This window comes from Streptomyces cellostaticus, from assembly GCF_023630175.1.
GTDB lineage: Bacteria > Actinomycetota > Actinomycetes > Streptomycetales > Streptomycetaceae > Streptomyces > Streptomyces cellostaticus_A.
The window spans coordinates 1-21,305 of the sequence record NZ_JALLIN010000006.1 but is presented as its reverse complement, the minus strand read 5'-3'; the positions used below and the strand labels follow the sequence as shown (position 1 = coordinate 21,305).

Annotated in this window: 21 protein-coding genes and 2 pseudogenes; 16 read left to right on the top strand and 7 right to left on the bottom strand. The window is 70.1% G+C overall.

Features of this window, described 5'->3' with window-relative positions; all coding sequences use genetic code 11:
* Positions 1-231: 231 nt before the first annotated feature.
* From MXD57_RS05260 to MXD57_RS05250, 3 genes are all read right to left on the bottom strand, one after another.
* Complete coding sequence (locus tag MXD57_RS05260) at positions 232-1,803, bottom strand: oleate hydratase (protein WP_250400097.1); 1,572 nt, start codon at positions 1,801-1,803, stop codon at positions 232-234.
* 200 nt (positions 1,804-2,003) lie between these two features.
* A complete protein-coding gene (locus MXD57_RS05255) occupies positions 2,004-2,426 on the bottom strand; it encodes a hypothetical protein (RefSeq protein WP_250400096.1) in 423 nt (140 codons plus the stop codon).
* 40 nt (positions 2,427-2,466) lie between these two features.
* Entirely contained in the window at positions 2,467-3,681 is a 1,215-nt protein-coding gene (locus tag MXD57_RS05250) for a globin domain-containing protein (protein WP_250400095.1), read from the bottom strand.
* A 344-nt stretch (positions 3,682-4,025) separates the two neighbouring features.
* Here MXD57_RS05250 and MXD57_RS05245 point away from each other — a divergent pair, with 344 nt between their 5' ends.
* The 10 genes from MXD57_RS05245 (at position 4,026) to MXD57_RS05200 (ending at position 11,924) form a co-directional block, all read left to right on the top strand.
* Entirely contained in the window at positions 4,026-4,937 is a 912-nt protein-coding gene (locus MXD57_RS05245) for a universal stress protein (RefSeq protein ID WP_250400094.1), read from the top strand.
* A gap of 27 nt (positions 4,938-4,964) precedes the next feature.
* Entirely contained in the window at positions 4,965-5,885 is a 921-nt protein-coding gene (locus MXD57_RS05240; RefSeq protein ID WP_250400093.1) for a universal stress protein, read from the top strand.
* A gap of 73 nt (positions 5,886-5,958) precedes the next feature.
* Positions 5,959-6,990, top strand: a complete 1,032-nt coding sequence (locus MXD57_RS05235; protein WP_250400092.1) for a tyrosine-type recombinase/integrase — start codon at positions 5,959-5,961, stop codon at positions 6,988-6,990.
* The gene (locus tag MXD57_RS05230) at positions 6,987-7,313 is read left to right on the top strand and encodes a helix-turn-helix domain-containing protein (RefSeq protein ID WP_250400091.1); all 327 of its coding nucleotides are present in this window, start codon (positions 6,987-6,989) and stop codon (positions 7,311-7,313) included. The genes MXD57_RS05235 and MXD57_RS05230 overlap by 4 nt, the downstream gene beginning before the upstream one ends.
* Positions 7,310-8,188, top strand: coding sequence for a hypothetical protein (locus MXD57_RS05225; RefSeq protein WP_250400090.1), 879 nt, complete (start codon positions 7,310-7,312; stop codon positions 8,186-8,188). Before MXD57_RS05230 ends, MXD57_RS05225 begins: the two co-directional genes overlap by 4 nt.
* Positions 8,189-8,272: 84 nt before the next feature.
* Complete coding sequence (locus tag MXD57_RS05220; protein ID WP_250400089.1) at positions 8,273-9,247, top strand: hypothetical protein; 975 nt, start codon at positions 8,273-8,275, stop codon at positions 9,245-9,247.
* 41 nt (positions 9,248-9,288) lie between these two features.
* A complete protein-coding gene (locus tag MXD57_RS05215) occupies positions 9,289-9,660 on the top strand; it encodes a hypothetical protein (protein ID WP_250400088.1) in 372 nt (123 codons plus the stop codon).
* Positions 9,657-10,364, top strand: a complete 708-nt coding sequence (locus MXD57_RS05210) for a hypothetical protein (protein WP_250400087.1) — start codon at positions 9,657-9,659, stop codon at positions 10,362-10,364. Before MXD57_RS05215 ends, MXD57_RS05210 begins: the two co-directional genes overlap by 4 nt.
* Positions 10,365-10,422: 58 nt before the next feature.
* Positions 10,423-11,298, top strand: coding sequence for a hypothetical protein (locus tag MXD57_RS05205; protein ID WP_250400086.1), 876 nt, complete (start codon positions 10,423-10,425; stop codon positions 11,296-11,298).
* 128 nt (positions 11,299-11,426) lie between these two features.
* Positions 11,427-11,924, top strand: coding sequence for a hypothetical protein (locus tag MXD57_RS05200; protein WP_250400085.1), 498 nt, complete (start codon positions 11,427-11,429; stop codon positions 11,922-11,924).
* Positions 11,925-12,000: 76 nt separating this feature from the next.
* Here MXD57_RS05200 and MXD57_RS05195 read toward each other — a convergent pair whose 3' ends face one another.
* Positions 12,001-12,222 carry a hypothetical protein gene (locus MXD57_RS05195; protein WP_250400084.1) on the bottom strand — a complete coding sequence of 74 codons (222 nt, stop codon included), beginning with the start codon at positions 12,220-12,222 and terminating at the stop codon, positions 12,001-12,003.
* A gap of 8 nt (positions 12,223-12,230) precedes the next feature.
* Here MXD57_RS05195 and MXD57_RS31965 point away from each other — a divergent pair.
* From MXD57_RS31965 to MXD57_RS05175, 5 genes and pseudogenes are all read left to right on the top strand, one after another.
* Positions 12,231-12,377, top strand: a pseudogene (locus MXD57_RS31965) (hypothetical protein); the annotation flags it as partial.
* A gap of 154 nt (positions 12,378-12,531) precedes the next feature.
* On the top strand, positions 12,532-13,152 hold the full coding sequence (locus tag MXD57_RS05190) for a DoxX family membrane protein (RefSeq protein WP_250400083.1): 621 nt from the start codon (positions 12,532-12,534) through the stop codon (positions 13,150-13,152).
* Between the two features lie 234 nt (positions 13,153-13,386).
* Positions 13,387-15,648 carry a formate C-acetyltransferase gene (gene pflB / locus MXD57_RS05185; RefSeq protein WP_250400082.1) on the top strand — a complete coding sequence of 754 codons (2,262 nt, stop codon included), beginning with the start codon at positions 13,387-13,389 and terminating at the stop codon, positions 15,646-15,648.
* Complete coding sequence (pflA, locus tag MXD57_RS05180; RefSeq protein ID WP_250400081.1) at positions 15,645-16,391, top strand: pyruvate formate-lyase-activating protein; 747 nt, start codon at positions 15,645-15,647, stop codon at positions 16,389-16,391. Before pflB ends, pflA begins: the two co-directional genes overlap by 4 nt.
* 273 nt (positions 16,392-16,664) lie before the next feature.
* Positions 16,665-16,859 (top strand): annotated as a pseudogene (locus MXD57_RS05175) (transposase); the annotation flags it as partial.
* Between the two features lie 70 nt (positions 16,860-16,929).
* Here the strand turns inward: MXD57_RS05175 and MXD57_RS05170 are convergent.
* From MXD57_RS05170 to MXD57_RS05160, 3 genes are all read right to left on the bottom strand, one after another.
* Positions 16,930-17,802 (bottom strand): class I SAM-dependent methyltransferase, encoded by an 873-nt coding sequence (locus MXD57_RS05170; protein ID WP_250400080.1) that lies wholly within the window; start codon positions 17,800-17,802, stop codon positions 16,930-16,932.
* 177 nt (positions 17,803-17,979) lie between these two features.
* Complete coding sequence (locus tag MXD57_RS05165; RefSeq protein WP_250400079.1) at positions 17,980-18,276, bottom strand: hypothetical protein; 297 nt, start codon at positions 18,274-18,276, stop codon at positions 17,980-17,982.
* Positions 18,277-18,498: 222 nt separating this feature from the next.
* Entirely contained in the window at positions 18,499-19,137 is a 639-nt protein-coding gene (locus MXD57_RS05160) for a hypothetical protein (RefSeq protein ID WP_250400078.1), read from the bottom strand.
* A 401-nt stretch (positions 19,138-19,538) separates the two neighbouring features.
* On the opposite strand from MXD57_RS05160, the gene MXD57_RS05155 reads away from it, so the two are divergent.
* A complete protein-coding gene (locus MXD57_RS05155) occupies positions 19,539-20,999 on the top strand; it encodes an IS1380 family transposase (RefSeq protein WP_250400077.1) in 1,461 nt (486 codons plus the stop codon).
* The last annotated feature ends 306 nt before the right edge of the window (positions 21,000-21,305 follow it).

The following is a 21,305-nucleotide window of genomic DNA, read 5'->3' as shown; positions in this document are numbered from 1 at the left end:
GGCGCGGCCCTCGTCGGCCACCAGCCGCTGCCACGACCGGTCGGGTGCGGCTGGCCAACTCGTGCAGCCCGTCGGTGTCGGCGATGACGATCTCGGGGGCGTCAAGAGGGGTGTGTGCCGCAGTCTGTTCGCCGCCCTGCGGGTCTTCAACCTGATCAGAACGGTACCCGGCACCGATTCGGAGCCCGGTGCCGGCTGGGTCGGGAGGGCGACCGCTGATCACGTTCCTGGTCAACGGCGGTGCACGGTTTCCAGGGCGGCGGCCAGGACGTGGGGGTCGTGGTGGCCCTTGTAGACGGCGGGTGGGTGCTTGTCGAGCTCCAGGAGCTGGGCCACGGCTGTCCAGGCGGTGCGTATCGAGTACTCGACGGTGAACACGACGTCGTCCGGTACCTCGGTGAACTGGCCGATGAAGGCGAGGTTGATCGACCCCTCAGGCACGACTTTGGGGCGGTCTTCGCGGCGGCGGGCGAGGAACTGGCTGGTGATGTAAGGCATCAGGCAGGGCACGACGGTGGAGGTCTGCCGGACCCGGGCCGCCACAGCCTCGTCGAACGGCAGGTGGTGCAGGATCTCGTCGAGGATCTCCCGGCCGGAGCACATCGTCATGGGTTTCGGTGTGTGGTTGCCGGCGCGGCCGGGGTGCAGGGCGTAGCCCCACCAGACGAAGACGCCTTCGGGCTGGTCGCGGTAGACGGGCTGGCGCGGGGCGACGAGGGTGAGCAGCCAGGCGGAGCCGGTGAAGGTCATCAGGCCGCCGTGGCCGGTCGCCCGGCCGCTGAACTCCTCCAGGGCGTCGAGGAAAGCTGGATCGCTCGCGGTGACCGTGAACGACTCCCAGCGGGACTCCTTGACGTGCTTGTCGAAGACGGCCGGGTCGCCGAAGTCGTCGCGTCCTCGGGACAGTCGGTGCCACAGCAGCCAGGCGTCGGAGCGGTGGGGGCGCGGGGACGGTGCGGAGGTGTGCGAGCCGAGGCTGGAGGCGTCGGTCATGGAGCCGTTAGTGACCAGGACCAGGTCCTCGGGGGCCACCTCGATCTGTTCGCCGTGGCCGCCGTGGGAGATGTAGATGGTCTCGACTCGAGTACTGCGGCGGCCCGGTGCGAGGCCGAGGTCGGTGACGTGGCAGTCGGTGTGGAGGGTGACGCCGCGTTCGCGCAGCCAGGCGGTCAGGGGTCGCACGAGGGAGTCGTACTGGTTGTAGCGGGTGTGGTGGATGCCGGACAGTTGGGAGAACTCGGGGAGGAGGTGGATGAAGCGCCTGAGGTAGCGGCGGAATTCGATGGCGCTGTGCCAGGGCTGGAAGGCGAACGTGGTGCACCACAGGTACCAGAAGTTCGTGGTGAAGAAGTGCTTGCCGAAACAGTCCGTGATCCGCTTGCCGTCCAGGCGCACCTCGGGAGTTGCCAGGCAGCGGGCCAGCTCCAGGCGGTCACGTTCGGAGAAGCCCATCGAGTGCGTGTCGACGATCTTCCCGTCGCCGTCGACGAGGCGTGCGGTGTCGTCCCAGGCGAAGTCCTCGTGTCCGGCCAGGATCTCGTCGGTCACCGATACAGAGGGGTCGTCGAGAGTCGGAATGCCGGACAGCAGGTCGTAGGTGCAGCGGTACTCGGCCTCGAACATCCGCCCGCCGCGCATGGTGTAGCCGGTATGGGCCGTGCCGCCCGCGTCCAGACTGCCGCCGATTTCCCGCTGCTCCTCGAAGAGGTGGATGTCCGTTCCGTCGAACCCGCCGTCGCGGATCAGGAACGTGGCCGCGGCGAGCGCCGCGATTCCGCTGCCCACCAGATAAGCCTTTGCCATCACACAACTCCTCGTTCTCGCCCGTTGATCGGGAACCGCGCAGCATCAGCGTTTCCTTGGCCGATGAGCGCCGTCTGTGGGCCGTTGGGCACCTGTGTGGGCCGAAGGGCCCGCGAGGTGGGCGCCGTGGACGAGTGCGGGCTACCGTGCAGGCCCGGTCGATGGCCCCTCTCCGACCGGGCCCGGTACGTGCCGGGGTCTTACTCAGGGTGGTTGTCCGCCGTTCTGTCGTCGCTCTTCGAGGGATGCGGGGTATCGGGGCCGCCGCGCCACGGCGGGGTCGCCGCCCGGTGGCTGTTGTGTCCGGAGTGGGCCGCCTCGTCGGTCTGGCGGCGCAGCCGGTCCTGGAGCTGGTCGACGAGTTCGTGGCCGGTGGCTTCCTTGGCGTGCACGACGACGTCACGCCGCCCGACGTGCAGGGTGGCTGTGGCCGACCAGGGGCGGTCCGCGTGGTGAGCGGCCGCCTTTGTGATGCGCACCTCGCCGGTGACGGCGGGCAGTCCCGGCCGGGACACGATGGCGTCGACCTTCGTGCGGGCGTACGCCAGGGTCTCCTCGTCCACCTCGCCGGCCGAACGCAGCAGCACGCCGGGAGCGGTGGTCTGAGTGTCGTTGCTGGTCATGTCAGGTCCTCTTCTGGAGTGCGATGGGGGCGTGGGGTGTTCAGTCCGCTTGGCCCGGCAGCCACAGGTCGGGGCCGAAGACCTCGTAGCGGATGTGTGTGGCGCGGACTCCGGCGGCCAGCAGTTGGGCGCGGACGTCGCGCATGAAGGGGAGCGGGCCGCACAAGAACACCGTCGCGTTCTCGGGCAGTTCGATGCCGCGGAGGTTCATCAGGCCCTCGCGGGCGGCGGGTTCCTGCGGGCCGGGGTGCTCGTACCAGAAGGCCGCGCGGGCGTTCGGCAGTTGCTCGACCAGTTCGGTGGTCTCGGTGCGCAGGGCGTGGTCGGCGGGGGAGCGGTCGGCGTGCAGAACCAGCACCGGTCGGGTCGAGGCGAGGGCGGCGAGGTGGACCAGGATGCCGGTCATGGGGGTGCTGCCGATTCCGGCCGAGACCAGGACGACCGGGGTGGTGGCGTCGGCCGGGTCGTCGAGGACGACATCGCCGAACGGGGCGGAGAGTGTCAGTTCGTCTCCGGCGCGGACGTGGCGGTGCAGCAGGGTGGAGACCTCGCCGTCCGGGGCGCCGGCCGTGGCGGCGATCCGCTTGACGGTGATGCGGCGCAGTTCTCCGCCTGGGTCGGAGGAGAGGCTGTACTGGCGCAGCTGGTGTACTCCGTCGGGCACGCGCAGGCGGACGCTGACGTACTGGCCCGCCCGGGCCCGGGGCGCGGGTGCGCCGTCGGCGGGCCTGAGGAGGAAGGACACCACGTCGTCGGTCTCGGTGCGGCGCTCGACGACCGTCCATTGCCGCCAGATCCGGCCGGGCTCGACGCCCGCGTCCTGGTAGAGGCGGGCCTCCCGGCCGATGAGGGCGCCGGCCATCAGCCAGTACACCTCGTCCCAGGCGGCCGCCACCTGAGGGGTGACCGCGTCGCCGAGGACCTCGGCTATCGCGTCGAACAGGTACTTGTGCACGATCGTGTACTGGTCGTCGGTGACCCCAACCGCGGCGTGCCTGTGTGCGATCCGGTCCAGCAGGACATCCGGGCCCGTGTCCGGGTGGTCGAGCAGAGTGGTCGCGAACGCGGCGATCGAGCCGGCCAGGGCGCGGCGCTGGGCCCCGCTGGCCTGGTTGCCGCGATTGAACATCCCGTCGAGCAGCTCCGGCCGGTCGCGGAACAGTGCGCCGTAGAAGCTGGTCGTGATTTCGTCTAGCGCTCCGGCCACGGCAGGCAGCGTGGAACGGACCATGGCGGCGGACTCTGCGGACAGCATGAAGCCTCCCTGACAGGGCTGATGAGGGGTGCAAGGACCTCTGAGGGGGAGAGAGCCGCACCCGATGCCGGGCGGCCGTCTCCTGTGTATCAGTCACCAGGCCGCGTCCCGGGGGCGTTTCGCGGCGCTGGGCGTAGAGGGGCCCATCGGCCCCACAGACTCAGGCGCACCAGCCCAACGGGGTGCCGGAAAACCAGGGCCGAACGACGCCGCAGCGTGGTGCGGGGACGCGGCTGAGACCGATGGGGCCGATCGGACCCGTACGGGGGACCTGCGGTACCTGCACCCGCGGCCTCCCTCGCCACCACTCTGACATCGCAACCCCGACACAGGAGGTGGACAGCATGTCCCGCAACATCACCGTGGGCCTCGACGGCTCAGCAGAGAGCCGCGCGGCTGCCGAGTGGGCGGCCCGGGAGGCGGAGTTGCGCGGCCTGCCGCTGCGGCTGGTGCACGTCTGGGAGCCCGTTCCGGAGCCCATGGCGCAGGCGCAGGCACCGCTGCTCGGGGCGGGGAAGCTGCGGCACTGGAGCGAACGGATTCCGCGCGAGGCGGCCGAGGGCCTGCGCCGGCGTCACCCCGGCCTTCGGGTGGAGACCGAACCGATTTCAGGCAGGCCGATGGACGCGTTGGCCGAGGCGGCGAAGGACACCGAACTGCTGGTCCTCGGCTCGCGTGGGCTGAGCGGGATCGGAGGGTTCCTCGTCGGGTCCGTGGGCGCGGCCGTGATCGCGCACACCGACACCCCCGTCGTCATGGTGCGGGCCGGGGAACAGGCCGCCGACGAGCACGAGATGGACCCGGCCGGCATTCCGTCCGCCGCCACCGCGTACCGGCCCGTCGTACTCGGCCTCGACACCGCCTGCCCCGACGACACGGTGATCGCCTTCGCCTTCGAGGAGGCCGCCCTCCGCGACACCCCCCTGCGGGTCGTGCACGGCTGGAACCTCCCGCCCTACTTCGCCTACGGCCTGCCCGCCGACGCCGAACTCAACGCCGCACTCGGACGGCAGGAAGCCACCGCCCTCGCCGCGGTGCTGCGGCCCTGGCGGCAGAAGTACCCGGACGTCGAGGTCGTCGAGGGGACCCCGTCGGGCAGCCCCGCCAACCACGTCATCGACGCCTCCCGCGATGCGTCCCTGGTCGTCGTCGGACGCCGGGTCCGCCGAAGCCCGTTCGGCGTCCACATCGGCCCCGTCACACACGCGGTACTGCACCACGCAGCCGCCCCCGTCGCCGTCGTCGCGTACGACTGACCGCGCCGTCGGAAAGGAGTGGAGACCATGAACACGGCAGACGAGAACGCAGCGGTCGAGCGAGCCCTCGGCGGGCCCCTGGTCGTGGGCGTCGACGGTTCCGAACCGAGCCTGCGGGCCGCTGACTGGGCGGCCGACGAGGCCGCCCTGCGCGGCGTGCCACTATGCGTGGTGTACGCCTGCCTCTGGGACCGGTACGAGGGCGCCGCGCTCGCCCGGGACATCGGCGAAGCGACCGGACTTCCCCTGCCTCAGGACGTGGTGGGCGTCGCCGCCGAGCGGGCACGCGCCCGGCACCCCGGCCTGCGGGTCACCGTCGACGTGGTGTTCGAGGAGCCGGAGAACGCCCTGGTCCGCGCGGCCCGGAACGCCTCCGTGCTGGTCGTGGGCACCCGCGGCCGCAGCGGTCTTGCCGAGAGGCTGCTCGGCTCCGTCAGCCTGACCGTCGCCGCACACGCCGACTGCCCGGTGATCGTGTTGCGCGGCAGCCACGACAACCAGGCGACGCCGCCGGTGCGCGGACGGCTCGTCGTGGGCGTCGGCGAGGACACGAAGGAGTCGGAGGCTGTTCGCTTCGCGGCCGAGGAGGCACGGCGGCGCGGGGTGCCTCTGGAGGCCGTACGAGCATGGCGCTGCCCCGCGCACGAGCCCGGCGGATATCCCCTGATGGTCGGCGAACCCACCCGTCAGCACGAGGAGCTGGCCGTCGAGGAGCTCGAAGCGGCGCTGCGGGACCTCCCGGCGGATGCCGACGTGCGCCGGCACACCGTCGAGGGCCACGCCCGCCGGGCGCTGCTGGACGCCTCGCACAGCGCCGACCTCCTGGTCGTCGGCGCCAGCCGGCGCGAGGGGCGACTCGGGCTCCAACTCGGCCGCACCGCCCACGCGGTGCTCCACCACTCCGCCTGCCCGGTCGCGATCGTGCCGCACCGGAGGCACGACGCCTGACCGGCACCTCAGAGAACTCAGAGGCTCGCCGCGTGACTCGTACCCGGACCCCGAGCCGGCAGTGTTCGAGGCGATGCTGGAGGGGTGGACCAAGCAGCAGCGGAGCCGCCTCCTGAACTGGGACTCGACCATCAAGCCGAGGCTGTCGCTGGTCCGCCGGTTCGCCGAGTTCACCAACCAGTACCCGTGGCAGCGGCAGCCGGCCGAGGTCGAGGCGTTCATCGACCACCTGCGGGCGAAGACGCCGACGTTCACGGTGTCGAGCGGCCGCGGCTACCAGAACCACCTGCGGCTGTTCTGCGAGTACATCACGGACGCGCGCTACGGCTGGATGAACGTCTGCCAGGAGCGCTTCGGCCGGGTGCCGATGCAGATCCTGCACGAGTGGAACACCGTCACCCACGTCAGCGAGTATGAGGGCGCCCCGAGCCGTCGGCCGCTGACCTACGACGAGATCCAGGCCCTGTTCGACGCCGCCGACGGCCGGGTCGAGGAGATCCGAAAGCGCGGCCGCAAGGGCGCGTTGGCCGCGATGCGGGACTCCGCCCTGCTCAAGAGCTACTACGCCTACGGCATGCGCCGCCGAGAGAGCGTTCAGCTCGATGTCGCCGACCTGCGGCGGAACCCGAAGGCACCGCAGTACGGGCGCCACGGGGCGATCTTCGTCCGGTACGGGAAGTCCTCGAAGGGCAGCCCGCCCAAGCGCCGCACCATCTTCACGGTCCCGGAGATGGACTGGATCGTCGACGTCCTGGACCACTACCTGACCGAGGTCCGCCCCCGGTTCGGCGCCGGGAAGCACCCGGCGATCTGGGTCACCGAACGCAGGGGGTGCCTGTCCCGCCGGTCGGCGAACGAAGCCTTCGACGCCGGACGGAAGGCCGCTGACCTGCCAGAAGAGCTGAAATTGCACTACCTGAGGCACTCGTACATCACGCATCTCGTCGAGTTCGACTACCCGGAACGGTTCGTCCAGGACCAGGCCGGGCACGGCTACGCCAGCACCACGGCCATCTACACCGGCGTCTCGGACGAGTACCGCAACCGGCTGCTGCAGCGGAAGTTGACCCATCGCTACCCCGGCATCTGGGAGGACTCCAAGTGATCAAGAAAATGGGCTACCGCTGGAACCTGCGCAAGCTCATGGCCGACCGGGAGATGTTCCAGACCACCGACCTGGTGCCGCTGCTGGCCGAGCGGGGCATCACCCTCTCCCGTGAGCAGGTCTTCCGGCTGGTCACCCAGCCCCCGCAGCGGCTGTCGATGGACGTCCTGGCGGCCCTGTGTGACATCCTCGCCTGCCAGCCGAACGATCTGATCGAGGTCCAGGTCGTCAACGAAGAAGTCCGCAAGACCGCCGGCGGCGAGACGCCCGGACCGCTTCCGGCCGTGCGCCGGACCTCCATCCGGCGCACGGAGGGCCTGTGACCGCGCCCTCGCCGACCGCGCCATCGGTCGTCGCCCGCCTCGCCGTCCAGGCCGCGCGGCTGGAGGCCGCCACCGCCGCCGTCACCACCAGGCTCACCGCCGCTCTGCCCGGCCTCGATGCCGAGGAGGCCGCAGCCGCACTGGTGGTCGCGGTGCCGATCCCCGTCCGCGGGGCGGCCCGCTACCTGGAAGAGCTCGCCGAGCACCTGGCCGGCCATCCCGAGGCCCTGACCTCCGGGACTTCGCTCTGCCCGCCGGTCCTGCTGCGGCTGACCCAGGTGCTGCACGAGGGCGGCCATCCGGTGGTCCGCCCAAGCTGCGCGCACTGCGGCACGGTGCGGACCGACCTTCGCCAGCTCCGGCCCGAGGGACGGCTCTGCGCGACCTGCGACGCCAACAGTCGCCGCGCCACCTGCGCGCGCTGCCACCGCGAGGGCATGCGGATCTCCGCCCGCCGCCCCGAAGGCGGCATCTGCACGGCCTGCTACCACAAGGACCCCGCCCGCCTGGAGGAGTGCGCCGGGTGCGGCGAACTCCAGAACCCGGTCGTTCGCCGAGAAGACGGCCGGGGCCTGTGCGTCAGGTGTTGGAAGCGCCCCACCCACACCTGCGTGACCTGCGGCAGGACTGCGGTCGCGGCACTGGTCGACGCCGACGGCGCGGTCTGCCACCTCTGCTACAACCGCCACCGTCGCCCACGACGGCCCTGCGGCCGGTGCGGGCAGCTCAAGCGCATCGCATGCAACGCGCACGACGGTGAGCCCGACCTGTGTGACGGCTGCTACCGCGGCCCCGAGGTGACCTGCTCCGCTTGCGGTCGCATCCGGCCCTGCAGCAGCAAGCTCCAGGGCCAGCCCGTCTGCGGCAACTGCTAGCGGCGCAACCGACAGGGCGAGCCATGCGCCCGCTGCGGTCGGACCAAGCCGGTCAACACGCGCTGGCCGATCGGGCCGGTCTGCATGACCTGCTACAACACCGTCCTCCGGTCGCCGGCCAAGTGCTCACGCTGCGGCACGGTCCAGCCGCTCATCGCGCGGGACGCCGACGGCACCGGCGTGTGCGGACCCTGCGTCGGCTTCGCCGCCGACTACACCTGCCGCCAGTGCGGCCGGGCCGGCAACCCCCACAGCCGGGGCCGGTGCGCGTTCTGCGTTCTCGCCGAGCGGGTCAATCTCCTGCTCGCCGGGGCCGACGGCGTGGTCCCCGAGCAGTTGCAGCCGCTCGCGACGGCGCTGGCGGCCGCGCCGGCGCCCTTCCAGGCGATCCAGTGGATCCGCGAGAGCCCGAACAGCAGGCTCCTCGCCCGCCTCGTCACCGAGGACCGTCCGCTCAGCCACGAGCTGCTCGACGAGCTACCGCCCAGCCGGAACCAGCGCTACATTCGCCAACTCCTGGTGCACACAGGAACTTTGGGCGCCTGTAACGAGGGCCTCGAACGGATCCCCGGTTGGCTGGGGCACGAACTGGCCGACAAGCCGGCGGCCCACGCGAACCTCGCCCGCCCGTTCCTGCACTGGTTTCTGCTCCGGCGCGCACGCCAACGCGCAGCCGTCCGCCGTTACCCGGCCTCCGCCGACCGTGATCTCCGACGGCGCGTCAGCGTGGCCCTGGAACTGCTGGCCTGGCTCGACCAGCAGCAACTCGCACTCGCAGACCTCACCCAGGAGCACGTCGACGGCTGGATCACTGGCGGACCGAGCCAACGGCGCTACTTGATCCGCTACTTCCTGAGCTGGACGGCGAGCCGCCGGCTCACCCGCAAGCTCGTCGTCCCCTCGATCCCGCAGCAGGAGCCGCGGCCCTGCTCGACGAGGACGACCGCTGGAGCCTCCTCCAGTGCTGTCTCACCGACGACGCCCTGCCCCTGGACGTCCGAGCAGCCGGCGCGATCACCCTGCTCTTCGGTCCGTCCACAGAGCGGCTCTGCCATCTGACGCCCGACCACCTGCGGCGCGGCGGCAAGCACACCCATCTGATGCTCGGCCGTCACCCCGTGCTACTGCCCCCGCGACTGGCCGGTCTGCTGCACCAGCTGGCGGAAGAGCCCCTGCCCGGCTCACGATCCCTGTTCGCCCAGGCCACCCCGGGCCCCCGGCTGCTGTTCACGGGCCTGGTCCCAGGGAAGCCCATCTCGACCCATGCCATGACGCAGAAGCTCAACCGCCACGGAATCTCGGTCCGCGCGGCCCGCAACTCCGCCCTCGCCGCCGACCTCCCCAGCCCCATCCTCGCCGACCTGACCGGCATGCACCGCCACACCGCGATCCGCTGGGTCACCTACGCCCGACGCGACTGGGCCGAGTACCTCGCAGCACGCGCCGAGGACCAACAGGAAGGCAGACGATGACCGACCCGACCGGATGCAACGATGGGCGCACAGCCCAAGAAGTGCTCGACTACCTGGTCACGCACCTGAACGGCGCCCTGCGTCGCCCGGGAATGTACGGCGGTGAGACCGCGATCAGGCTCTACCTCGACGCGGTGGCGTTCGCGGAGGCCTCCGAGCAGGAGTGGCAGCAGGAACTGAAGGACCTGCAAACCCGCCGAGGATCCTCCTCCACCGGCGTGCGCGGAGCCTTTCAAGATCTTTGGGGTGATGCACACGAGGGCGCCGTGGCCTCGGTCTATGCCGAGATCGCACACCGCCAGGGATGGCTGCAACTCGACCGGACCCTCACCTCGGCCGAGCGCTACGAGATCCGTCGCGTCAGCGAGACCTGGTGCCGCAAGGACCGGTTTCTCAGCGACGTCGTCACGGCGTTCGGGCCCCCCTCGGTCCTCTTCGGGGGGAACAACCCCAACTACCCCAAGACGCTGGCCTACGCGACCGACCAACGTGACGACACCATGCTCTGCTTCCACCTCTGGAACAGCTTCGTCCCGGGGCCAAGCCCGTCGTCGGCCTCCGTCCATGCCGAACCCGTCCTCTGGGCCTTCCGGGACGGCGGCACCCTGTTCACGGACGGCTTCATCTTCACCCCGGAAGGATCCGCCCGTCGCCGTGCGAACTGCAGTGCGGGCCCAGGAGAACCGGGTTGCGAGGCATCCTGAGCTGCGGTCGAATCTGGCGGGCTGCGCACCTGCGGCCCGGGCGGGGAGGAACCGGTTGATGGACGAGACGACGGCGCTGGACAGCGTGCTGCAGCAGGCGCACATGGCCCAGGTGAGCTCGGTGAGCGGATTCGAGGCGGACGGAGAGATCCGGGTGGACCTCTCCGATCCGGCGGAGTCGGACCAGCTCAGGAGAGCTATGGCGGTGGAATCGCTGCCCGGGTTCCACTGCATGTGCGGCGGGGACGTCCGCTTCGAGTTGTTCGACTGGGCCGGTGAGCGACTCGCAGTCGTCGTCCTGCACCACCGGGCGACGCTGAGGTGGGGGCTGTGGGAGAGCGACGCCGTCCTCGCCGACGGCCGCCTGCTCCTGGCGTGGCTGGACGGCCACGGCATGCCCGGCCCCATGCAGCAGTTCGAAGCCGACCGACAGCGAGCGGGGGAAAGATCCGAAGACGAACGCAGCTGGCTGGCCGCGATGCCCGACGGATTGGAGGGGACCGCCGACCGGATCCTCGACCTCTCCCGCACCGGCGGCAGGCCCTCCCCCGAACTGCTTGCGGAACTCACGGGCCGACTGCAGGCGACGTTTCCCGACCCAGTGGAGCGGGCGCTGGCCCTGCTCGAATGGTACGGCTCCGGCAGCGGGCGCTGCTCCGGTTACCCCGTCCACGAGGGTGTGCCTGGCGAACTGCTCGGCAGGGTGCCGATCGCCGAACTGCTCGCAGGGCTGGCCGACCCGCGAGCCGAGGAGCGACACGAAGCCGGGGCCGCGCGGCATCTGGTGGGCTGGAAGACCCGCCCGCACCAGAAGCGGGATGTCGCCGGCCTGCCCGAACCGCTGCGTGCCCGGCTGCTGGCACATGCTCGCCGCTCTGGAGACTCCGACAAGCAGGGCCGCGCAGAACGGTGGTTGGCACCCCCGCGGGCCTGAGACCCGTCGGAGCGTTCAGGGTGATGACGCTGCCTGAATCTGGCTCTGACCGGATCTGTGTGAACGTTCCTAGGTTCTTCCGGACACGCGCGTGGGCGGGTCCCCGGCGAAAGCAAGAGGGAGTGCCCGTGGCTGACGAACGGCTTGATGCCGAGTGGCTTCGCGGCTGGTGTGGGCAGGCGGACGCGGCGCTCGCGAAGCTGATGGAGTCGTTCCAGGCACGGCATGGCTTCGAGCCGGGCAGCAACGTGGTGGTGCACGCTTCGGCGGCGAGCCATCAGGCCACCGACGCGCTTGTGGAGCTGACGCCGATTCCCTCGGACCTGACCACGATGTACTGGGTGATCGCTGAGGTCTCCTTGCCCGATGTGGAGAACGGCTACTTCGTCCATCCGGCCTCGCTGGTCGCGGAGCACTTCCGCGAGTACGGGGCCGTCCAGATCGATGGGGAAGAGCCTGCCCTGGTATTCGCCAGCGACGGGGGAGGCCATCTGTTCGCACTGGCAGGCTCTGGGCGGGTCTGGAGGTCGACCACCGCCTCGTGGTTCGATCAGTTCGACCTTGCTGCGGCCGGTCTTCAGGAGTTCTTTGACGGGCTCTCTCAGCAGATCAGCGGTCAGCTCTGACGGCTGGTCGAAGGGCGAGCCGACTCAAAGCCGGGTGGGGATTCGGATCCTCGTACGGGCATGACTCGTCCCGCTGTTAGCAGTGCTCTTCCAGGTAGAGCATGCGGCGGTCGGCATCCGCACGGAACTCGTGTGCGCGGTAGCGTCCGGCCGTCCGGCTTCCGCCGGGCCCCTTGTAGTCGTCCTTGACCTTGTCCCAGAACATCGGGCGCTCGCCATCGGCGACAAGGCGGGGGCGGGTCCCGCCGCTCTCTCCGAGTACGACGGTCGCGGCATGGTCCTTCAGCAGCCGACGCACAGCGCGAAGATGTCATCGACCGCGTCCCCGGCCTCGCGGTGCGCGCCGCGACCGTACACCGGCGGATGGAGGACGCCCGGCTGTGCCACCGCGAGTGGATCCGCGTCCACTGCGTCGACCTGCCGGAGGTCGCCGACTGGTCCTGGGACGGCTGAACCCGATGCCAACAGGGCCCGGGAAGCGGGACGTTCGGTCCGCTGCCCGGGCCTTGCAGCCCCTCCGACAGGCGTGAGCGACGCGGGACATTGAAGGCGCAACGAGAAGTCGACCCCATCCTGTGTGTCACACCCCTCGAAAGGGATGAGCATCATGGCAGTGCACAACCACCCCCACCGGCCTCTGGGATTCCGCTTCCCGTCCCTGCGCCGGAGCGGGACGGCGCCCGCGTCCGGCGAGGTGACGACCGCGGCGGTGGCCACCCAGGCGTACGCATTCGCCGGTCTGCGCCTGCTGACCGGGTTCGTCTTCCTGTGGGCGTTCCTGGACAAGACCTTCGGCTTCGGCTACGCCACCCAGTCCGGCAACGGCTGGATCGACGGCGGCTCACCCACCAAGGGCTTCCTCGGCGGTGTGGCCGTCGGGCCGATGGAATCCACCTTCCACGACTGGGCCGGGGCCACTTGGGCCGACTGGCTGTTCATGCTCGGCCTGCTCGGCATCGGTCTCGCCCTGATCGCCGGCATCGGCCTGCGGCTCGCGGCGGTCGCCGGCACGCTGATGATGGCGCTGATGTGGATCGCGGAGTGGCCGCCGGCCCAGCACCTGTCCGATGGCTCGGCGAGCATGTCGACCAACCCGTTCGCCGACTACCACCTCATCTACGCCGTCGTCCTCATCGCCCTCGCGGCCGCGGGCGCCGGCGCCACCTGGGGCCTGGGCAAGGCATGGTCACGGCTGCCCTTCGTCAGCCGCAACCGCTGGCTCCTGTGAGGGCCGCGGGTCCGTCCGGCTGCGGCGCCTTCGCTCGCCGGCGGGGGCGCCACAGCTGTTCCTGCCACGAGTTGCCGGGTGAACCGGTGCCCCGCGTCAGGGCCCAACGGCCCAGCCGGGCGAGGGACGGATGGCGGGCACGGGCTAAGTCGAGAGGCCCTCCTCGCGGGCGTCGCGGGCGACGAACATCGAAGGTGCAGAGATCCTGCGTGCAGAGTGAGGGAGAGACCGGCCATGACGGCAACGGTGACAGCTGGACCCCCGGTGACGACCGAGGCATGGCGAGGCTTCGCCGGTTCCCACTGGCGGGACCAGATCGACGTACGCGACTTCATCCAGGCCAGCTACACACCCTACGAAGGCGATTCCGCGTTTCTGGCCGGCCCGACCGAGCGCACGCTCGCCGTCTGGGGCAAGGTCGCCGCTCTGTTCCCCGAGGAGCGGCGCCGGGGCATCCTCGAGGTCGACACGGGCCTGCCGTCCACCATCACCTCGCACCGGCCGGGCTACATCGACCGCGAACGGGAACTGATCGTCGGCCTGCAGACCGACGCCCCGCTCAGGCGGGCGATCATGCCCAACGGCGGCCTGCGGATGGTCGAGAACGGCCTGAAGGCATACGGCTACAAGCCCGACCCGTTCGTGACGCGCGTCTTCGGCTCCTACCGCAAGACCCACAACGACGGTGTCTTCGACGCCTACACCCCCGAGATGCGGGCCGCCCGCAAGGCGGGCGTCATCACCGGGCTCCCGGATGCCTACGGCCGCGGCCGGATCATCGGCGACTACCGGCGCGTCGCGCTCTACGGCACGGATCGGCTGATCGAGGCCAAGCGGGCCGAACGGGCTCGGCTGGACACCCGGCCCTCCAGCCCGGACGTCATCCGCGACCGCGAGGAACTGGCTGAGCAGATAAGGGCGTTGGGCGAACTGGCGCGGATGGCCGCCTCGTACGGCTGCGACGTCTCCCGTCCCGCCGCCACCGCCCGCGAGGCCGTGCAGTGGCTCTACCTCGGCTTTCTGGCGGCGGTGAAGGAGCAGAACGGTGCCGCGATGTCGCTGGGCCGCACTTCCACCTTCCTCGACGTCTACCTCCAGCGGGACCTGGACGAGGGGACCATCGACGAGGTCCGCGCCCAGGAGCTGATCGACGACTTCGTGATCAAACTGCGGATCGTACGGTTCCTGCGCACCCCCGAGTACGACGCCCTGTTCTCCGGCGACCCGACCTGGGTGACGGAGTCCATCGGCGGCATCGGCACCGATGGCCGCCCGCTGGTCACCCGCACCTCCTTCCGCTTCCTGCAGACCCTGTACAACCTGGGCCCGGCCCCCGAGCCGAACCTCACCGTGCTGTGGTCGCCACGCTTGCCCGAGGGCTTCAAGCGGTTCTGCGCCCAGGTCTCCATCGACACCAGCGCCATCCAGTACGAGTCCGACGAGCTGATGCGCCCGCGCACCGGCGATGACACCGCGATCGCCTGCTGCGTCTCCGCGATGGCGGTCGGCAGGCAGATGCAGTTCTTCGGCGCCCGCGTCAACCTCGCCAAGGCCCTGCTGTACGCGATCAACGGCGGCCGGGACGAGATGACCGGCGAGCAGATCGCCCCGGAGGCGCCCGCGCTGACCCGGGAGTACCTGGACTACGAGCAACTGAGGGCGGCGTACGACCACATGCTCGACTGGCTGGCGACCACGTACGTCAACGCGCTGAACGTCATCCACTACATGCACGACAAGTACGCCTACGAGCGCATCGAGATGGCGCTGCACGACCACCCGGTGCACCGCTTCATGGCTTGCGGCATCGCCGGCCTCTCTGTGGCGGCGGACAGTCTCTCGGCCGTCAAGCACGCGCGTGTGAGGGTCGTCCGGGACGCGACCGGCCTGGCTGTCGACTACGAGGTCGAGGGCGAGTACCCGGCGTACGGCAACAACGACGACCGGGCCGACGCCATCGCGGCCGACCTGGTGGAGTCGTTCATGGCGAAAGTGCGCAGGCACCCCACGTACCGGAACGCCGAGCACACCCAGTCCGTCCTGACCATCACCTCCAACGTCGTCTACGGCAAGCACACCGGCAACACCCCCGACGGCCGCCGCGCCGGACAGCCCTTCGCACCCGGAGCCAACCCGATGAACGGCCGGGATCGGCACGGGGTGGCCGCCTCCGCCCTCTCGGTGGCCAAGCTGCCCTACGAGCAGGCTCGCGACGGCATCTCGCTCACGACGACGATCACGCCCGAGGCCCTCGGCCACGACCCGGCCGAGCGCGCCGCGCACCTGGCCGGCATCCTCGACGCCTACATGGCCTCCGGTGGCTTCCACATGAACGTCAACGTCCTGGACCGCGCGACGCTCGAGGACGCCATGGAACACCCGGAGAAGTATCCGGAGCTGACGGTCCGGGTATCCGGATACGCCGTCAACTTCGTCCGCCTGACCCGCGAGCAGCAGCTCGACGTGATCAGCCGTACCTTCCACGGATCGCTGTGAACACGACCGTCGAGCCGGTGACGGGCCGAATCCACTCCTGGGACCTGTCCACGGGAGTGGACGGTCCCGGGACCCGGTTCGTGCTCTTCCTCTCCGGCTGCCCACTGCGCTGCCTGTACTGCGCGAACCCGGACACCTGGCACATGCGCGTCGGCAAGCAGACATGCGTCGACGAGGTGATGACCGAGATCGAGAAGTACCGGATCTTCATCACCACCGCGGGCGGGGGAGTGACCCTCACCGGCGGCGAGGCCCTCCTCCAGCCCGCCTTCACGGCCGCGATCTTCCGCCGCTGCAAGGAACTCGGCCTGCACACCGCCCTGGACACCTCCGGCTTTCTCGGTGCCCGCGCGAGTGACGAACTGCTCGCCGACACCGACCTGGTCCTGCTGGACATCAAGTCCTTCGACGTCCGCACCTATCGGAAGTTGACCGGCGGCGACCTCGCCCCCACACTCAGCTTCGCCACCCGTCTGGACCGGCTCGGCGTGCCTGTGTGGATCCGCTACGTCCTCGTCCCCGGCTGGACCGACGACCCGGCGGCCGTCGACGGCCTCGGCGCCTTCCTCGCCGGGCTGGGCAACGTCGACCGGGTCGATGTCCTGCCGTTCCACAAGCTCGGCGCCCACAAGTACGAAGCGCTGGGCATCCCCTTCCCCCTGCGTGACACACCCACGCCGGACCCAGAGCTGACGGAGAGGGTGCGGGAGCAGTTCCGGGAGCACGGGCTGCGGGCCCTGTGAGCGGTCCCTGTGAACAGGAGGCATGCCACGGCCGGGCGAGTTACCGGAAAGCCGCTCGAAGGCCGGGCGGCGGTGGCACCCTGGAGGTGCGGGGGCCGGAAACGCGCCCAGGGCCCCGGGGGAGCCCGCAGGGGAGTATTCGGTGTCGACGCCATCACTCACCCAGGAGACGGTGACGACCCTGGTCCACGACGCGACGGCCACGCCGTCCCTGCACAACGCGCAGCCGTGGCGGTTCCACCGCCTTCAGGCCGTACGGTCTGCTCTCGGGCCGAGTTCGTGCCCTTCCTCCAGTTCGACGCCGAGATCCGCCGCGTCGCCTGCACCACCAACGCGATCGAGTCGGTCAACGCTCGCATACGGAAAGCCATCCGGGCCCGCGGGCACTTCCCGAACGAGGCCGCAGCCCTCAAATGCGTCTACATGGCCGTCATGAGCCTCGACCCCACCGGTCAGGGACGCAAACGCAGGTGAGTGACTTCCTCCTCCGTTACCTGATCCGATCAACTGGCGGCTCGGCCTGCCGGGCTGGGACCGCCTAGCGGGTGGGTACGCTCGCACGGGCGAGGACGGACAACTCGAACGGGCGGAGCGCGTCGGTACGTTCCCACTCCGCAGGGTTGATCGCCTCGCGTTGCCGGGCGTACTCGATCGGCTGGAGTCGGTGCTCAAGCAGGAGAACGTCCATCTGCTCGATGCTGAGGAACGTTTGCCAGGGCTCGCCCTGCGCGGCCGCCGCCGCCATGACCAAGCCCGCATATGACTGACCCGCCTCGTCTCGGAGTCCGGCCGGGAGGAGGTGCTCCACGATGAGCTCTGTGCCGGGTGCGAAGCCGCTGATGACGGCCAGGGTCTGCCTGATCGCCTCCGAGGTCAGGTACATCGTGACCCCGAGCCAACCGACCAGCGAGGGTCGGCCCGGATCAAAGCCTGCCCGCACGAGGTGATCGGTAAGTGACCGGGCGGACTCCTTCTCGAAGTCGACCGGGACGAAGGAGACGGACGGTGGCACAGTCGTCCCCGTCTCCACCAGCAGCGCCCGCTTCCAGTGCTGGGTCGCCGGTTCGTCCACCTCGAATACCCGTACACGGTCGGTCAGTTCAGATCGGTAGGCGAAGGAGTCCAGCCCCGCACCGAGGATCACGTACTGGTCGACACCCCGGCCGGCCAGCTCGGCCAGTCGGTCCTCGGTGTAGCGGCTGCGGGTAACGGCCGTCGTCCGCGCGCCGGACAGGACGGGGTGCCCACCATAGGACCGGTGGTAGCCGAGGAGTTCTTCAGCACGCTCACCCAGGAAGGTCTGCGCCAGGGTGTCGGCGAAGATCGAGGGAGTCTCGTCGACGAGGAGGTGCGCCGCGCGTGCTGCGGCCGACATGAGAGCTGTCTGGCTGGGCTGTCCCTTGTTCATCATGATGCCGGACACTAATCCAGCAATTTGACAGAATATCACAAAAACAAAACTTTCGGAAGGGATTCCGAGTTCTGTTTCGGTAACGAACGCCCTCGCGCCCCGGAATGCCCCGCAGGTCCGATGAACCTGCGACGCCCCCGAGGCCGCCATGGCGGCCGAGCGGATCGCTGCCAAGCTCTACATCGCCCCGTTCTCGTTGCCCAGGTACATTCGGCGCCTCAAGCAGGCCGTCTCCGCGGCCTTCGGCGGCGCCCCGGCCCGATCACTGTCGGCAAGCGCGGTGGGCGGGGCCGGCGGGTATCGCCTCGCAGGGCGGTGGGCCTCCGACCCGGAGCGCTCCCCGGCCACCGGGTGGTTCAGCAGGGCTGACCGCGCCGGGGAACGGACCTGGTCGAAGGTCTTGAGGGTGTCGAGGTCCTCCAGGTCCCGCGCCACGGCCGTCTGGTCGACGACATGACGATCGGCTCCTGGCACAAGCCGTGGACCCGCGCGGTGAGTCCCGCCTCGACGGAGTCCGCCCGCCGAACCAGGCGGCCCCTGTAGTCGAGCCGTCCGACTTCATCCTCCCTGCCGGCGCTTCCACGACGGTCCTGGACTTCGGCGTCACCAAGAACAACGACGAACGGCACGACGTCACCGCCAGCGGGACCCTGACCGGAACCCCGGCCGCTTGGATCCAGAAGTCCGGCCGGAGAGCTAAGACTGCCAGTAGAAGAGCAGTTGTCCCACGGAGAGCGGCTCACGCCTGCCGAAGGAGTAGACGCTGAGGCCGGACACCTCGATCGAGCCGAGGTCCCGGTCCACCCAGCGGAATCCGGCCGATTCGAACGCCGCGCGCGCCGCCGTGACGTCGTGATCGTTCGACCACCGCCACAGAAACGTGTCGGAGCCGTCGTTGCCGCACACGAACCGGCCGAGCGTGCTCACCTCGACCGCGCCCTGCCGGTGCCTGATGAGGTGGAAGGTACCCCGCCCCGTACCCCGTTCCTCGCCGCAGCTCACGGGCGGCTCCGGAGCGAGGTCCGCGGCGGCGAGCGCTGTCGTCGCCCGGCGCAGTTGCTCGCCCTGATCGGGTGGCGGGGGAAGGGCCGCGCAGATGCGTTCGACGGCCCATCGTGGATCGCTCTCCGCTCCGCCGTGGCTCCCGTACTCGCGCAGGATCGCACTACGGATCTCCTCGTCGAGGCCGTCCACCTCGACCCGGGGACTGCCGAGCGTGCGGTAGGCCGCCCGTATCTCGGAGGCTTCGTAGGTCTGGAGGTACAACGCGAGCAGCGCCCGCAGCGCGTCCTCCTCGTCGGCGGGACCAGAGAACGGGGATACGGCGGAGTTCATCCTCCCAGCGTAGCCAGCTCCTCTGCCGCACGGCACGGGTGCCGAGCACCCGGCCGCGCCCTGAATCACGGTCCCCACGACTCTGCTGCTCAATTCTGCCGGCGGTCACGCGCCGTGTCTCCAGGGGCTCGGCCGGGCCCGTCCTGTCTGCTTCCAGGCAGAACTCCGGGGGCCGTGTCGGCACGGTGTCATCACGCCGGGTAGTTGCGCAGCAGAGTCCCCCACTCCTGCAGAGGACTCGCCGCGCGGGGCCCTATCGGCTCTGTGTCCTGCCCGCTCGGCTTTCGCAGGCTTCGCAGGACCGCTCGGGTGGGTGTGACTGCCGGCATTCGGCTCCTGGGTGCTCGGCGATGATCTGATTGCTGAGATCAAAGCCGTCGCAGAGGAGAGACACCCGACAGGTGCAGGCCACCGAATGGGATCACCGGCTTGCCGTGCGGGCCGACGGCAAGAACCTGATCGGCCATGCGGGCGTGGTGCTGCTGCGGAAGGCCGCCGACCGCGTCGGCCTGGCCACCGCGCTGAGTGCGGCACCGCCGAAGGGCCCCGGGCCCGGCTGGCGGGACCGGGGCATGGCGCTGGTCCCGCTGGCCTGCGCCATCGCGCTCGGCGCGACGAACATCCTGGAAGCCGAGCAACTCCAGTACCACTGGCGGGCCCTGTTCCCCCGCCCGGTCTCGGACAGCACCCTGCGCCGCGCTCTGGAAGCGACCGACGGCTCGGTCGCGGCCCGCATCGAGCGCGCCCGCGCCGTGATACGCCGCGTGGTGTGGACGCTGCTCGCTCTGCGCCCCGGCGGTTTCCCCTGGATCGCGGTGTGCGGCCGCAAGCTGACCGGCTGGTACGTCCTCGACCTCGACGCGACCATCATCACCTGCACCAGCGCCAAGGAAGGTGCGGCGGGCACGTTCAAGGGCAGCTTCGGCCACATGCCGCTGGGGGCCTGGGTGGCCAACACCCGCGAGTGCGTTGCCATGCTTCTGCGGCCCGGCAACGCCCCGCCCAACGATGTGGCCGACCACAAGAGCGTCCTGGCCTCGGCGTTTCGGCAGCTCCCGCTGCCGTTGTGGTCGAAGGTGCTGGTGCGGATCGACGGCGCGGCCTTCAGCCACGAGGTCCTTGACCATCTCCAGAGTCTGTCCACCAGTCGGCGCCGGGTGCGCTGGGTGACCGGCTGGGCGATCAACGCCTCGTACGAGCAGGCCATCGCGCTGCCGCCGGAGAAGGTGTGGACGGCCGCGCTGCGGCAGGAAGGCGAGGTCCACGAGATCAAGGGACCCGACGGCGGCATGGTCTCCTACCAGGTCGCCGAGCTGACCGGCCTGCGCGACCTGACCGGCTGGCCGACCAGGATGCGGCTGATCGCGCGCCGGGTCAAGCCCTCGCGGCGGGATCTGAAGAAGCTGACCGCCTTCGAGGAGCGCACCGGCTGGCGTTACCAGATCGTCGCCACGAACATCCCCGCCCACCAGGGGCTCTCCGGGGTCCCGGGCTCCGGGCAGATGTGGTTCGTCGACGCCCTCTACCGTGATCACGCCGAGGTCGAGGACCGTGTCGAAGCGATCAAGCGGCTCGGCCTCGGGCTGCTGCCCAGCAAGTCCTGGCAGCTCAACGCCGCCTGGGTACTGGCCGCCACGATCGCCGCCGACCTCGACGCCTGGACGCGGCTCCTCCTCCTGCACGACGAGCCCGAACTCGCCGCCGCCGAGCCGGAGACGATCCGCATGAAGCTGTACCACCTGCCCGCCCGCCTCACCTCCCACGCCCGTAGACGCACCCTCCACCTCGACCTGACCTGGCCCTGGGCGACAGCCTTCACCACCGCATGGCAGCGAGCCCATCAGCTTCCGGCCCTCACCTGACGGTCGGCCACCACCCCGACAAGGACCAGGAAGGAGCAGACCAGCAGGATTCCGGCCCCGTGGAAGCCGGCGCACCCGCGGCGCCACGCGAAGGCCCCCCGCACCGACCAGCGGGACAAACAGGGCAAGCCGTCGTCGAACCAGCCAGACCGATCAGGTCACAGGCGAATCGAGGCTGATGAATACGACGATTGGCAGCATGTTCTCGACCAGGGTCTTTGAGAAGTGCCGAGGTGGGTGGTTCGCCTGCCGAGAGCCGGATGTGATGGCTTGTCGGCTTCTGCCGGGGGCGTCCCTGGACGCAGA

Excerpts from the sequence above, each read along its gene's own strand:
- MXD57_RS05245 (WP_250400094.1), top strand. The coding sequence starts at position 4,026 with ATGTCCCGCAACATCACCGTGGGCCTCGACGGCTCAGCAGAGAGCCGC.
- MXD57_RS05170 (WP_250400080.1), bottom strand. The coding sequence starts at position 17,802 with ATGATGAACAAGGGACAGCCCAGCCAGACAGCTCTCATGTCGGCCGCA.
- MXD57_RS05250 (WP_250400095.1), bottom strand. The coding sequence starts at position 3,681 with ATGCTGTCCGCAGAGTCCGCCGCCATGGTCCGTTCCACGCTGCCTGCC.
- MXD57_RS05240 (WP_250400093.1), top strand. The coding sequence starts at position 4,965 with ATGAACACGGCAGACGAGAACGCAGCGGTCGAGCGAGCCCTCGGCGGG.
- MXD57_RS05255 (WP_250400096.1), bottom strand. The coding sequence starts at position 2,426 with ATGACCAGCAACGACACTCAGACCACCGCTCCCGGCGTGCTGCTGCGT.
- MXD57_RS05220 (WP_250400089.1), top strand. The coding sequence starts at position 8,273 with ATGACCTGCTACAACACCGTCCTCCGGTCGCCGGCCAAGTGCTCACGC.
- MXD57_RS05160 (WP_250400078.1), bottom strand. The coding sequence starts at position 19,137 with ATGAACTCCGCCGTATCCCCGTTCTCTGGTCCCGCCGACGAGGAGGAC.
- MXD57_RS05210 (WP_250400087.1), top strand. The coding sequence starts at position 9,657 with ATGACCGACCCGACCGGATGCAACGATGGGCGCACAGCCCAAGAAGTG.
- MXD57_RS05205 (WP_250400086.1), top strand. The coding sequence starts at position 10,423 with ATGGACGAGACGACGGCGCTGGACAGCGTGCTGCAGCAGGCGCACATG.
- MXD57_RS05215 (WP_250400088.1), top strand. The coding sequence starts at position 9,289 with ATGCTCGGCCGTCACCCCGTGCTACTGCCCCCGCGACTGGCCGGTCTG.
- MXD57_RS05190 (WP_250400083.1), top strand. The coding sequence starts at position 12,532 with ATGGCAGTGCACAACCACCCCCACCGGCCTCTGGGATTCCGCTTCCCG.
- MXD57_RS05235 (WP_250400092.1), top strand. The coding sequence starts at position 5,959 with ATGCTGGAGGGGTGGACCAAGCAGCAGCGGAGCCGCCTCCTGAACTGG.
- MXD57_RS05260 (WP_250400097.1), bottom strand. The coding sequence starts at position 1,803 with ATGGCAAAGGCTTATCTGGTGGGCAGCGGAATCGCGGCGCTCGCCGCG.
- pflB (WP_250400082.1), top strand. The coding sequence starts at position 13,387 with ATGACGGCAACGGTGACAGCTGGACCCCCGGTGACGACCGAGGCATGG.